This window comes from Halorubrum sp. B52, from assembly GCF_059752555.1.
On record NZ_MWTG01000009.1, the window covers coordinates 785,784 to 798,043 of the forward strand.

The window sequence follows — 12,260 nt, forward strand, 5'->3', positions numbered from 1 at the left end:
GTCACGACACACTTAGTTTCCCCCCGCGCATTTGACCCGACAGACTCGTCGCTCCCCGCGCTTGCCGGACGGGGGCGACGCCGACCATCATGCAACAGTACCTCGATCTCGTCGACGACACCCTGTCGACGGGCACGTACAAGCCGAACCGGACCGGCGTCGACACGATCGCGTCGTTCAGCGGGCAGTACACCGTCGACCTCGCGGAGGGGTTCCCGCTCCTCACCACCAAGAAGATGGACGGCTACCGCTGGAACTCGCTCATCCACGAGGTGCTGTGGTACCTCTCCGGCGAGGAGCACGTCCGGAACCTCCGCGAGGAGACGAAGATCTGGGACGCGTGGGCCGACGAGGAGGGCCGGCTCGACACCGCCTACGGCCGGTTCTGGCGCCGGTTCCCGGTCCCGGAGGACAACGCCGCGCTCCCCGGCGAGACGTGGCCGGAGGACGCCCACCGCTGGGTGACCGTCGAGGAGGACCCCGACGGAACCGAGCGCCGGACGTTCGACCAGATTCAGTACGTGCTCGACACGCTGGAAGAGAACCCCCGGTCGCGCCGCATGGTCGTCAACGCGTGGCACCCCGCCAACGCCGCAACCTCGACGCTCCCGCCGTGCCACTACTCGTTCGTCGTCAACGTTCAGGACGGGCGCCTGAACCTCCACCTCACGCAGCGGTCGGGCGACATCGCGCTCGGCGTGCCGTTCAACATCGCCGCGTACGCGCTGCTCGCGAACGCGCTCGCCCAGCGGAGCGGGTTCGAGGTCGGCGAGTTCGGCCACACCGTCGTCGACGCGCACGTCTACTGCGGCCGCGGCGAGCGCGGGAAGTGGTACGCGAACAACCTCCCGTACGTGCAGGAGCGGCTCGGGAACGTCGAGAGCAAGGCCGACTACCTCGACGTGAAGAGCTGGGTCGAGCGGACCGCGCCCGACGAGGCGGACGGCGAGGAGGGGTACGACCACGTCCCCGGCCTGCTCGAACAGCTCTCGCGGGAGCCGCGCGAGCGCCCCCGGATCGAGATCGCCGACGTCCCCCTCGACGAGCTGACCTACGAGGACGTCGAACTCGTCGACTACGACTCCGCGGACGGGCTCTCGTTCGCGGTCGCGGAGTGATGACCGGCGACGCCTCCCGGAGCACCGAAGACGGTCTCCCGGGCGCCGACGTCGACCTCGTCGTCGTCGCCGCGGTCGCCGAGAACGGCGTCATCGGGGACGCAGGCGGAATGCCGTGGCACTACCCGGCGGACCTCGCGCACTTCAAGCGGCTCACGACCGGCCACCCCGTGATCGTCGGCCGGAAGACGTACGAGAGCATCGCCGACGGGATCGGCGGTCCGCTCCCCGACCGCACCAGCGTCGTGTTGACGACGCGCGACCTCGACCTCCCGGAGGGGGCGGTCGTCGCGAACGACGTCAACGGAGCGGTCGTGCTCGCCGCCGCCGACGCCGCCGACCGCGGCGTCGACGAGGCGTACGTGATCGGCGGCGCGGCGGTGTACGAGCAGTTCCTCGACCGCGCCGACCGGATGGTGTTGACGGAGGTCCCCGGGCGTCCCGACGGCGACACGCGCTTCCCGGACTGGGACGCCGACGCGTGGCGGGAAGTCGACCGCGAGGTCGTCTCGGACGCCGAGACCGACGCCGACGGCGACCTCGCGTTCGTCACCTACGAGCGTACGACCGACTGACGCCCGGATCGTTCTTTCTCTCTCGCTTGAACGTTCAGGTAGTATAACCGGGTGAAGATGCGTCAAACCGGCACAGTTCGCAAAATTTTCCACGCGGAACAACACTTTTGAGCGTCTAGATTGGTATGTGTTGTCATGGCATTATCTGAGTCGACGATCGAACCGAAGCGGTGCCCGTTCTGCGAGGCGGAGTTGGCGTCCCCCGGCGCGGGATTCGTGCGGCACATCGACGAGAGCCCGGAGTGTCGGGACGCCTTCGAGACCTGGCGCGACCGCGTGACCGACGACATGCGCGGGGGCTGGGCGGGGTGACGACCCCGACCGCGCGCCGCCGTCGGGAGGTCGCGGCCGCTCAGCTCCGCAGCGCCTCCACGGGGCGCTCGTTCGCCGCCTTCCAGGCCGGGTAGGCGCCGCTCACGAGCCCCACGCCGACGCCGAAGCCGAGCGCGAGGAGGAGGTAGTAGCCGTTCGTCGGGTCGAGCGCGAGCGCGGCGTCGACCTCGGGCGTCGCGGCGACCAGTCCCGCGACGAGCAGGACGGTGAGGAGCGTCCCCGCGGCGGCGCCGGCCGCGCCGATGAGGCCGGCCTCCGCGAGCAGCACGCGCAACACGTCGCGCCGCGTCACGCCGACCGCGCGCATCACGCCGATCTCCTGTCTGCGCTCGACGGTGCTCATCAGCATCACGTTGAGGATCGAGACGCCGGCGACGACGAGCGAGATGGCGCCCAGACCGAGGAGAAACGTGCTGAGCAGGCCGAAGAACTCGTTCACCTCGTCGACGATGGCGGCGAGCTCGAAGAGGTCGACCCGCTCCTCGCGGGCGTTCACCTCCGCGCGGATGTCGTCGGCCGCGGCCCGCGCGGCCTCTCCCGACTCGGCGACGACGAGCGCCTGCGCGTACCCGTCCGCCGAGAAGGCGGACTCGGGGAGGAAGACGGCGTCGTCGGGCGCCACCGGGCTGAACGTCTGGCTCTCGGCGAGCACCGCGACGACCCTCACCTGCGACCCGGCGATCTCGACCGCGTCGCCCGCGCCGACGCCCAGCTCCTCGGCGACGTCCGCGCCGACGATCGCGCCCCGCCGGTGGCGCTCCGGGAGGCGCCCCTCGGCGGCCTCGAACGCGAGCGCCGGCTCCTCGACCCCGTAGACGGTCGCGAACTCCCGCCCGCTCGGGCCGGCGACGACCGCGCTGTCCGAGTACAGCGGGACGACCGCCGGCTCGCCCACGGCGCGCCGGACGTCGGCCACGTCGGCCTCGGAGAGCGAGTCGATCCCGGCGTCGGCGTTCGGCGAGACCACCACCTGCGTGCCGATGTCGCCGATGGCGTCGTCGGCGCCGAGCGCCAGCACGTTGCCGAAGATCCCGAGCGCCGCGACCGCGAGCACGCCGATGCAGACGCCGAGCACCGCGAGCGCGGTCCGCACCCGGTTCCGGCGCAGGTTCCGCGCCGCCATCGCGACCGCGGGGCGCCAGCCGCGGAACCACCCGCCGAGACCCGACCGCGTCGCCGGCTCCGGCCCGCTCATCGTTCCTCCGGCGGTGCGACGGTTCGGTTCCCGGGGGCCGACTCCTCGTCGCCCCCGTCGCTCTCGTCACCCGAGGTTCCGCCCGCGAGCACGCCGTCGGTGAGCTCGACGACCCGGTCGGCGTACCCCTCGACGAGCGGGTCGTGCGTCACGGCGACGACCGCCACGCCCTCCTCCTTCACGCGCTCGAACTCGGCGAGGATCGACTCGCCGGTCTCCGTGTCGAGGTTCCCGGTCGGCTCGTCCGCGAGGAGCACCGACGGCTCGTTGATCAGCGACCGGGCGATCGCCACCCGCTGCTTCTGCCCGCCCGACAGCTCCGCGGGCTCGTGGTCCAGCCGGTCGCCGAGCCCGAACCGGGTGAGCAGGTCGGCGGCGCGGTCGCTCGCGTCGCCGGGGTCGAACGCGGTCGGCAGCGCGACGTTCTCGACCGCCGTCAGCGTCGGTAGCAGGTGGAAGTCCTGGAAGACGAAGCCGATCGACTCCTTGCGCGCCGCCGTGCGCTCGGCGACCGAGAGGCTCGTCACGTCCGTCCCGTCGAGGAGCCGCTCGCCCTCGGTGGGGTCGTCGAGCAGGCCGAGCACGTTCAGCAGCGTCGACTTCCCGGAGCCGCTCGGGCCGACGACCGCGACGAACTCGCCCGGCTCGACCGCGAAGTCGACGTCGTCGAGCGCGACCACGGGCTCCGCGCCCCCGCCGGGATACCGCTTCGTCACGCCGCGGAGTTCGACGCTATACATCGCGGCGGCGAACGAGGACGCCCGCGACGGCGATCCCGGCGACGCCCACGAGGCCGACCGCCCCGAGCGCACCGACGGGACCGAACGCGCCCGCGGACCCGAGGGGTCCGACCGATCCCAGCGTCCCGACGGTACCCGACCCGCCGCCGCTCCCGTCCGCGTCGGGGAGCGCCACCGTCTCGGTCTCGACGTACCGCACGCCGCGCTCGGTGTACGCGATCCGGATCGGCACCTCGTCGGCGACCGACGCGTTCGCGGTCGCTCGCAGGTCGAAGGCGACGAAGTCGCCGGCGCCGACCGCGCCGACGAAGTACTCGCGGCCGGCGGGCGTGGGCTCGACGCCCGGCGCCTCCCCGACCGAGACGACGACGCCCTCCAGCTCGCCGCCGCCCGCGTTGCCGAGGTTGGCGTCGACGGCGACCGCGCCGTCCTCCGTCGTCTCGACGACCGCGTCGGTGACTGTCGGGGCCCCCTCGTGCGCCGGGTACCGGAGCGTCGACGTCGCGGTGCGCTCCGCGCCGGCGCCCTCCTGCGCGTCGAGTCCCGACCGGAACGCCGCCGTGAACGTCACCGCCGAGCGCCGGTCCAGCGGGCCGAGGTCGACGACGACGCGGCGCTCCTCGCCGGGCGCGACGTCCTCGACGACGTACGGTCCGGCCTCGAACCCCTCGCCGTCGGCCTCGCCGGCTCCGCCGTCCGCGTCGCTCCCGTCTGTTCCGTCCCCGCTCCCCTCACCGCCCGCGACCGGCTCCCCGACCGCGGTCAGGCTCACGCGGTCGGCGGTCGTCGTGCCCGTGTTGACCACGGTCACCGCCACGGGAGAATCGGCCGACTGCACGGCCTCCTCGGCGTCTTCTCCCGTATCGAGTCCGCCGCCACCGCCGCCGAAGATCCCCTCGATGCCGCTCACGCCGATGCCGCCGGAGCCCTCGCTCTCGTCGTCGCTCCGGAGGTCCTCCGGGGCGAGCCCGCGCGTCCGGAGATCGAGCGTCACCTCGGCCGGCTGGACGTCGAGGACCACGTCGCGCGTCACGGTGACCGTCCCGCCCTCGCCCGCCTCCTCGTCGCCGGTCGCCTCCTCCTCGGCGACGACCTCGACGGTGAGCCGGCGCTCGCCGGGCTCGTCGAACCGCGTCCACAGCTCGACGGTGAGCGAGTCGCCGGCCGAGAGCGCGCCGACCGCGGTCGCCTCGTCCAGCGGCTCCGCGTCGTCGCCCGCGCCCGCGTCGACGACCCCGACGCTCCGCACATCGGCGGCGGCGGGGCTCCCGCCGGAGTTCGAGAGGGTCACGTTCAGGGCGGTTCGCTCGCCGACGACGGGTTCGCTCGTGCTCGCCTCGACCCCGTCGATGGCGATCCGCGCGTCGGGCACCGCCGCGGCCCCGCCGACGGCCGCGAGCAGCGCGAGGAGGGCCATCAGGGCGGCTGTCGTTCGTGTGGGTGTCAATGTCGACCCTGTTAGGGGAGCGATCGGCATATATCCGTCGTAGGCGGGGGTCGCGGCGGCGACCCGTCGCTCCCGCCGGCCGCGAGCGGGTAAAGGGAGCCGGGTCGCGGCGGCGGCGTACCGGTTACGGACCCTTTTTCAACCGTCCGACGTAAGAAGGGGTAATGAGCCAAGGCGACACCGCGAGAGCGGGTGATCGGCGATGATGGGCGGCAACGACCAGCAGGCGTACGACCGCGGCACGTCGCTGTTCTCGCCCGACGGGCGCATCTACCAGGTCGAGTACGCCCGCGAGGCGGTCTCGCGCGGCGCGCCGAGCGTCGGGATCCGCACCGCGGAGGGCGTCGTGTTCGTCGCGATGTCCCGCGCCTCCTCGACGCTGATGGAGGCGGAGAGCATCGAGAAGCTCCACAAGCTCGACGACCACCTCGGCACCGCGAGCGCCGGTCACGTCGCCGACGCGCGACAGCTGATCGACCTCGCGCGCCGCCAGTCGCAGGGGAACCGCCTGCGCTACGGCGAGCCCGTCGGCGTCGAGACGCTGACGAAGTTCGTCACCGACCATATCCAGGAGAACACCCAGCGCGGCGGCACGCGCCCGTACGGCGCCGCGCTCCTCATCGGCGGCATCGACGACGGCGAGCCGCGCCTGTTCGCCGCTGACCCCTCCGGCACGCCGAACGAGTGGAAGGCGACCGTCATCGGCGGCGGCCGACAGGACATCCAGGGCCACCTCGAGGAGGAGTGGAGCGACGACCTCTCGCTGACCGCCGGCGTCGAGCTCGGCCTCGCCGCGCTCGCGGCCCACGAGGACGAGTTCGAGCCCGACGACGTCGCCGTCGCGACGATCACCGAGGCAGACGGCTACCGGACCGTCCCCGCCGACGAGGTCGCCGACGCGTTCGAGGCGGCCGGGCTCGGTGGCGAGGAGGCGGACGACGGGACCGACGCCGACGGCGCAGACGACGGGACCGACGCTGACGGCGCGGACGACGGGACCGACGCTGACGGCGCGGACGACGCCGACGCGAGCGACGAGGAGTAGCGCCGCCGTCGCGCTCAGCCGATCGCTTTTCTCTCGGGCCGTCGAACGCGGCGCATGGCACGCATCGCGGAACTCGTCGCCTACCCGCTGAAGTCGAACGACGGCGTCGCCCTCGACCGCGCCGAACTCGGGGCCGCGGGCGCCCTCCGCGGCGACCGCACGTACGCGCTCGTGGAGGCCGGCGTCGACCCCCACGAGGCCTCCGTCGGCGGGAGCGGGGGCTACGTCAACGGGAAGCGCGAGCCCGCGGTCCACGGGCTCCGCGCGAGCTACGAGCTGGCGGGTCCGACCGACGCGACCCCGACCGCGGTGACCCTCTCGCGGCCGGCGCGGCCCGAGACGGGGACCGCCGCGGGCGAGCGGACCTTCGCGCTCCCCGACGACGGCGACGCGCTGGAAGCGTGGGTCGGCGACTACCTCGGCTACGCCGTCGACCTAGTGTGCGAGCCCGACGGCGGGCTCCCCGACGACCGGACGGCTCACGGCCCGACGGTGGTCTCGCGCGCGACCCTCGAGACCGTCGCCGGCTGGTTCGAAGCGGTCGCGGACGCGACGGAGATGCGCCGGCGGCTCCGCCCCAGCGTCGTCGTCGACGACTGTCCCGCGTTCTGGGAGGATCGGCTGTTCGCCGACCGCGGGGAGGCCGTGCGGTTCGCGGTCGGCGACGCCGAAATACTCGGCGTCAACCCCTGTCAGCGCTGCGTCGTTCCGTCTCGAAACCCGGACACGGGCGAGGCGATCGACGGGTTCCGCGAGCGGTTCGTTCGAAAGCGGCGGGAGACGCTCCCCGACTGGACCGAGAGCGATCGCTTCGACCACGACTTCCGGCTCATGGTGAACACCGTCGTTCCGGAGGCCCAGTGGGGGTCGACCCTCTCGGTCGGGGATAGGGTGACGATCGCGGGCGTCGAGCCGCTCGACGGGGAACCGTACTGAGCGCTGCGCGTCCGAACTGGCGAGCCTATCGAAAAGGTAACGCGCGGTGCGACTGCCGGCGACTACCGGCCGCCGTCGGTCATCGCGATCGGCTCCTCGTCGGTGTCGGCGGTCCCGCTCCCGTCGGCGGTCGGATCCGCGACGCCCGCGGTGTCGGGCGTCGTCTCGCCGACGCCGAAGTGGTTCCAGAGAGTGACGCCGACGACCGCGTACGCGACGAGGTCGTAGTGGACGGCGCCCTCGAACGCCGTGAAGGCGGCGAGCGTGCTGTAGCCGAAGAGGGCGACGACGCCCGCCACGAAGACGCTCTCGTTCGTCACCTCGCCCGCGGCCGCCGCGGCGAGCGACCGCTTGATGATCGGGCCGCAGGCGACGAGGAACGCGATCCCCGACAGCGAGCCGAGGTTGACGAAGAAGTGCGTCGCCACGTTCGAGTCGAGGATCGACTGGAGGTACTGCACCGTTACCGGGTCGTAGAACAGCCACTCGACCCGCGTGGGGTAGAGGACGGCGATGTAGGGGGTCGCCACCATCAGCCCGAAGAGGACGGCGACGGCGACGCGGGCGGAGTCGAACTGCGCGGCGCGCCGCACCTCGAACGCCGCGTCGCCCGGTGCGACCACGAGCCCGCAGGCCTCGAGCTCCGCTCTGAGCTCCTCGCGGGAGACGTCGGGGTCGTGGTGGATCCCGACCGTCCCGTTCCGCTTCGTCGCCGAGGCGGCGCTGACGCCGTCGCGGTCGAGGAGAACGGCCTCCAGCAGCCCCTCGCGTCGCTTCGTGTCGATCCCGTCGACCGAGAAGGTGTCGTGGACGTGCGGCTCCGGCACCCGCGCGGTCCGCGGTCCCGCGTCGTCGGGCGGCCCTCCGTCGCGACGGTCGCCCGCCGGCGCGTCGAGCCCCCGCTCGCGGGCCGCGGCGTCGAGCCGCGTCGAACGCCCGTGGCGGTCGTCTGGCATGTGAATTACCTACGTCCGCATCAGCATGAAACTTCCCCCGGGATCGGACCCGCTACGCGTTCACCGACTCCAGGTACGAGGTGACGATCATCTGCCCCTTGCGCGTGAGCGCCGCGCCCGACTCGCCGTCGACGACGAGTCCCTCCTCGCGGAGCGTGTCGAGGATCATCGACGTCTGCGTGACGTCGCCCGTGACGACGTCGGCGATGTCCGCCTCGCCGCCGGCCGAGTAGATCGACACGAGGATCTCCAGCTGCTCCTCGGTCGGGTCGAACGACTCGATCTCCTCCATCGCGTCGTCGTACTCCAGCTTGAGGTACCGGCCGAGCACGTTCAGCGTGCGCTCGTTCGGAACGGTCGCGATCGACGTGACGGTCCTGGAGTCGACCACGTGACGGAACACGAGCGCGGGCCGCTGGGTCCCAGCGAGCGTCCGGTCGGTCCGCTCGTAGTCGATCACGGCGGAGAGGTCGACCTCGAACGGGTCGGGGCAGTCGACGAAGCGGATCGCGCCGGGAGAGAGCGCGACCGACGCCGCGCGGTCCGACGCGTCCGTGACGCGCCCGCCCACCTTCGCGGGGTGGCGGACGGTGACCGTCACGTCGCGCAACAGGGCCTTGAACAGCAGGCGGGTGAACCGGTCCATGTCCTCCGGCTCGCCCTCGACGAGGACCGTGTGCCGCTCGCTCCGCCGCTCGTACGCGAGGGTGACGCTGTCGCTGAAAAACGACCGGAGGTCGCCGGGGACCGTGCCGACGACCACGTCGAAGACGCCGGCGAGCGGGACGGTCGTCTTCCCGTCGTCGGTCGCGAGCACCAGCCGGCGTCCGCTCAGAAGCACGCGCCCCGTCACCGGCTCGTCGCTCTCGACGTCCGGGGCGTGGACGCGACCGACGAAGTCGGCGACGACGGACTCTCCCATCGGACAGCCGTAGGCGCCGTTCGCTATTTACTGTTACCCACGACGTATCAGTCGTGATAACGAGTTGTCAGGCTCTGCGCGCCTCGCGAGCGAACGTGTTCGGCTATCGTTCACCCCTCGATCGGCTTCGATCGGTCGATCGATCGGACGCCGAGACGTGGGGAACAGCAAAGCCTAATGAGGAGGGCGTTAAATCGTGGGGTGATGCCCACAGTAGAATACCTCAACTACGAAGTGCTCGACGACCACGGCTGGTCGATGGACGACGACAACCTCTTCGAGGAGGCCGCCGACGCCGACCTCGACGCCGAGGACTACGGCACCCTCGAAGTGAACCAAGGCGAGTACATCCTCGAATCCGCCGAGGCACAGGGCTACGACTGGCCCTTCTCGTGCCGCGCCGGCGCCTGCGCGAACTGCGCCTCCATCGTGAAGGAGGGCGACATCGAGATGGACATGCAGCAGATCCTCTCCGACGAGGAGGTCGAAGACAAGAACGTCCGTCTCACCTGCATCGGGAGCCCGGCGACCGACGAGGTCAAGATCGTCTACAACGCGAAACACCTCGACTACCTGCAGAACCGCGTCATCTAACGCCGCACCGACCACGCCGCGGTCGCACTCACAGACGGTGTTCGATGTGGGTCACCCCCATCGGTGCCACCGTTTTTTCGAACGAACCGCTCCGAAGAGCCGCCGCTGCGGAGATCGCGTCGACCGTCTTATCAGGCCGACCGCCCTACCAGGCCGACCACGCCGTCAGGCTCTCGTCGCGGCCGTACACCCGTTTGCAGTCCTTCGCGTAGGCGAAGTCGCCGTCGTGGTCCAGCTTCTCGTGGCGGTACTCGGGGGCGTCCTCGCGGATCTGGACGCCCTCGACGACGAACTCCTCGTCGCCGAACTCCACCGTCTCGCCGACGGTGAACTCGTAGTCGCCGGGGACGTTCACGCGGATCGAGCGTGTCTCGTCGGCGTTCCCGTCCTTCGGATGGAGCGTCACCGGCACGGAGACGTTGTCGACAGCGCGGGTCCACAGCGTCTCGACGTCCTCGACGTCGGCCTCCTCGACGCGCCGCTCCGGGCCGACCTCGATCCCGGTCACCCGAACCTGCATCAGCGCGTCGGGGGTGTCGACGACGAACTCCTCGCCGGTCGCGACGTAGGTGTCCGCGGGGACGTCCATCCGTGTCGTGAACGACTCGCCGTCCTGCGAGACGACGATCTTCAGCTCGACGGTCTCCTCCTCCGGGATCTCGGTCTTGTACGTGTGGTCGCAGTCGGTACAGCGGACGGTCGCCTGCCCACCGGGACGCAGCACTTCGTGGACGGTCTCCTCGCCCGGCGAGCACGACGGGCAGGCGAGACCGACTCGGTCTCCTGTTTCGGTCATTACGGCGTCGTATCCGCCGCTCGCGTAAATATCCGCCCCTGTGGCCGCGGTGCGTCACACGCTCGCGTGGGGCTCGCGACGGCGGTTCGGTGACCGCCGCTCTCGGCGGCCGCTCCCCGCCGGAGTAAGGAAACTGGTTTACCGGTGTCCGGGGAACGGACGCCCATGATCGTTCCCGGATCCAGCTCACAGCTGCTCGCGGCCGCGCTCGCCGAGGAGACGGGCCGGCCGCTGGCGACGCCGACGTACGACCGGTTCCCGGACGGCGAGACGCTCGCGGCGGTACCGGACTTCGCCGGCGACGAGGCGACGGTCGTCGCGACGACCGACTCCGACCGGGCGTGGGTCGAACTGCTCCAGCTCCAGGACGCCGTCCGCGAGGCCGGCGCCGAGCGCGTGACGACCGTCCTCCCGTACATGGGGTACGCCCGACAGGACCGGTCGTTCGGCGACGGGGAGCCCGTCTCCGCGCGGGCGATGGCGCGGGCGATCTCCACCGGGACCGACCGCGTCGTCCTCGTCAACCCCCACGAGCCGGGCGTCGCCGACTTCTACGACGTCCCCGTCGAGACGGTCGACGCGGCGGGCGTCCTCGCCGACCCCCTGCCGGCCGGCCTCTCGGAGCCGCTGTTCCTCGCGCCGGACGAGGGCGCGGTCGGTATCGCCGAGACGGTCCGGGACGCGTACGGCGCCGGCGAGACGGACTACTTCGAGAAGCACCGCGACCGCGAGACGGGCGCCGTCGCGGTGTCGCCGTCGGACGCCGCGGTCGGGGGGCGGGACGTGGTCGTCGTCGACGACATCGTCGCCACCGGATCGACGATGAGCGAGTCGGTCGCCGTGCTGAACGACCGCGGCGCGGCGACGGTGCTCGCGGCCTGCGTCCACCCCATGCTCGCCGCCAACGCGGTGACGAAGCTGCGCGGCGCCGGCGTCGACCGCATCGTCGGCAGCGACACCATCGAGCGCGGCTGCAGCGTCGTCAGCGTCGCCCCCGTCCTCGCGGACGCGCTGGCGTAGGGCCTCCCTCCTCCGCTCTTACTCGATCTCCCGGATCACCCGCGCCGGGTTTCCGCCGACCACGGTCCGCGCCGGAACGTCTTCCGCGACGACCGCGCCCGAGGCGATCACCGCGCCGTCGCCCACGGTCACGCCGGGGTTGAGCACGGCGCGCCCGCCGATCCAGACGTCGTCGCCGACCGTCACCGGCTCCGCGGACTCGCGGCCGGTCGCGCGCTCCTCGGGGTCGATCGGATGCGTCGGGGTGTAGACGTGAACGCCCGGGCCGAGCAGGCAGCGGTCGCCGAACGTGACCGGGTTCGAGTCGAGGAAGACGCAGCCGTAGTTCGCGAAGAAGCCGTCGCCGACGGCGACGTTGTAGCCGTAGTCGCAGCGGAACGGCGGCTGGACGGTCGGGCCCTCGCCGACCGCGTCGAACAGCTCGCGGAGGAGCCGCTCGCGCCGGTCCCGCTCGGCCTCGCTCGTCGCGTTGTACCGGCGGGCGAGGTCGCGGGCGCGCTCGCGGTCGGCGACGAGCTCGGTGTCGCTCGGGTCGTACGGCTCTCCCGCCAGCATCCGCTCCGTCTCGGTCGGCATGGTCGGG

Annotated in this window: 14 protein-coding genes; 7 read left to right on the forward strand and 7 right to left on the reverse strand. The window is 71.9% G+C overall.

Going from position 1 to position 12,260, the window contains the following annotated elements; translation table 11 throughout:
* Window positions 1–89: 89 nt before the first annotated feature.
* From thyA to B4V04_RS12520, 3 genes are all read left to right on the forward strand, one after another.
* Window positions 90–1,118 carry a thymidylate synthase gene (gene thyA, locus B4V04_RS12510; RefSeq protein WP_498232086.1) on the forward strand — a complete coding sequence of 343 codons (1,029 nt, stop codon included), beginning with the start codon at window positions 90–92 and terminating at the stop codon, window positions 1,116–1,118.
* Window positions 1,118–1,693, forward strand: coding sequence for a dihydrofolate reductase (locus B4V04_RS12515; protein ID WP_498232087.1), 576 nt, complete (start codon window positions 1,118–1,120; stop codon window positions 1,691–1,693). Before thyA ends, B4V04_RS12515 begins: the two co-directional genes overlap by 1 nt.
* Before the next feature lie 135 nt (window positions 1,694–1,828).
* Window positions 1,829–2,005 carry a DUF7501 family protein gene (locus B4V04_RS12520; RefSeq protein WP_498232088.1) on the forward strand — a complete coding sequence of 59 codons (177 nt, stop codon included), beginning with the start codon at window positions 1,829–1,831 and terminating at the stop codon, window positions 2,003–2,005.
* A gap of 40 nt (window positions 2,006–2,045) precedes the next feature.
* Here B4V04_RS12520 and B4V04_RS12525 read toward each other — a convergent pair whose 3' ends face one another.
* From B4V04_RS12525 to B4V04_RS12535, 3 genes are read right to left on the reverse strand one after another with little or no spacing between them, the layout of a single operon-like run.
* On the reverse strand, window positions 2,046–3,221 hold the full coding sequence (locus tag B4V04_RS12525) for an ABC transporter permease (RefSeq protein ID WP_498232089.1): 1,176 nt from the start codon (window positions 3,219–3,221) through the stop codon (window positions 2,046–2,048).
* Complete coding sequence (locus B4V04_RS12530) at window positions 3,218–3,961, reverse strand: ABC transporter ATP-binding protein (protein WP_498232090.1); 744 nt, start codon at window positions 3,959–3,961, stop codon at window positions 3,218–3,220. Before B4V04_RS12530 ends, B4V04_RS12525 begins: the two co-directional genes overlap by 4 nt.
* Entirely contained in the window at window positions 3,954–5,378 is a 1,425-nt protein-coding gene (locus B4V04_RS12535) for a hypothetical protein (RefSeq protein ID WP_498232091.1), read from the reverse strand. Before B4V04_RS12535 ends, B4V04_RS12530 begins: the two co-directional genes overlap by 8 nt.
* A gap of 232 nt (window positions 5,379–5,610) precedes the next feature.
* Here B4V04_RS12535 and psmA point away from each other — a divergent pair, with 232 nt between their 5' ends.
* Together psmA and B4V04_RS12545 are read left to right on the forward strand one after the other, a co-directional pair.
* Window positions 5,611–6,453: an archaeal proteasome endopeptidase complex subunit alpha gene (gene psmA / locus B4V04_RS12540; protein ID WP_498232092.1), complete on the forward strand. Its 843-nt coding sequence runs from the start codon at window positions 5,611–5,613 to the stop codon at window positions 6,451–6,453.
* A 54-nt stretch (window positions 6,454–6,507) separates the two neighbouring features.
* A complete protein-coding gene (locus B4V04_RS12545; protein ID WP_498232093.1) occupies window positions 6,508–7,389 on the forward strand; it encodes an MOSC domain-containing protein in 882 nt (293 codons plus the stop codon).
* A 62-nt stretch (window positions 7,390–7,451) separates the two neighbouring features.
* On the opposite strand, the gene B4V04_RS12550 is transcribed toward B4V04_RS12545, so the two are convergent.
* Window positions 7,452–8,345, reverse strand: coding sequence for a hypothetical protein (locus tag B4V04_RS12550; protein WP_498232094.1), 894 nt, complete (start codon window positions 8,343–8,345; stop codon window positions 7,452–7,454).
* Window positions 8,346–8,397: 52 nt separating this feature from the next.
* Window positions 8,398–9,267, reverse strand: coding sequence for a CheF family chemotaxis protein (locus B4V04_RS12555; protein ID WP_498232095.1), 870 nt, complete (start codon window positions 9,265–9,267; stop codon window positions 8,398–8,400).
* A 204-nt stretch (window positions 9,268–9,471) separates the two neighbouring features.
* Between B4V04_RS12555 and fer the strand changes: the two genes are divergently transcribed.
* The gene (gene fer / locus B4V04_RS12560) at window positions 9,472–9,861 is read left to right on the forward strand and encodes a ferredoxin Fer (RefSeq protein ID WP_498232096.1); all 390 of its coding nucleotides are present in this window, start codon (window positions 9,472–9,474) and stop codon (window positions 9,859–9,861) included.
* 145 nt (window positions 9,862–10,006) lie between these two features.
* On the opposite strand, the gene B4V04_RS12565 is transcribed toward fer, so the two are convergent.
* Window positions 10,007–10,657: an HVO_0476 family zinc finger protein gene (locus B4V04_RS12565; RefSeq protein ID WP_498232097.1), complete on the reverse strand. Its 651-nt coding sequence runs from the start codon at window positions 10,655–10,657 to the stop codon at window positions 10,007–10,009.
* Between the two features lie 165 nt (window positions 10,658–10,822).
* Between B4V04_RS12565 and prs the strand changes: the two genes are divergently transcribed.
* Complete coding sequence (gene prs, locus B4V04_RS12570) at window positions 10,823–11,677, forward strand: ribose-phosphate diphosphokinase (protein WP_498232098.1); 855 nt, start codon at window positions 10,823–10,825, stop codon at window positions 11,675–11,677.
* A gap of 18 nt (window positions 11,678–11,695) precedes the next feature.
* Here the strand turns inward: prs and B4V04_RS12575 are convergent, their stop codons facing one another.
* The gene (locus B4V04_RS12575) at window positions 11,696–12,253 is read right to left on the reverse strand and encodes a sugar O-acetyltransferase (protein WP_498232099.1); all 558 of its coding nucleotides are present in this window, start codon (window positions 12,251–12,253) and stop codon (window positions 11,696–11,698) included.
* Window positions 12,254–12,260 lie beyond the last annotated feature (7 nt).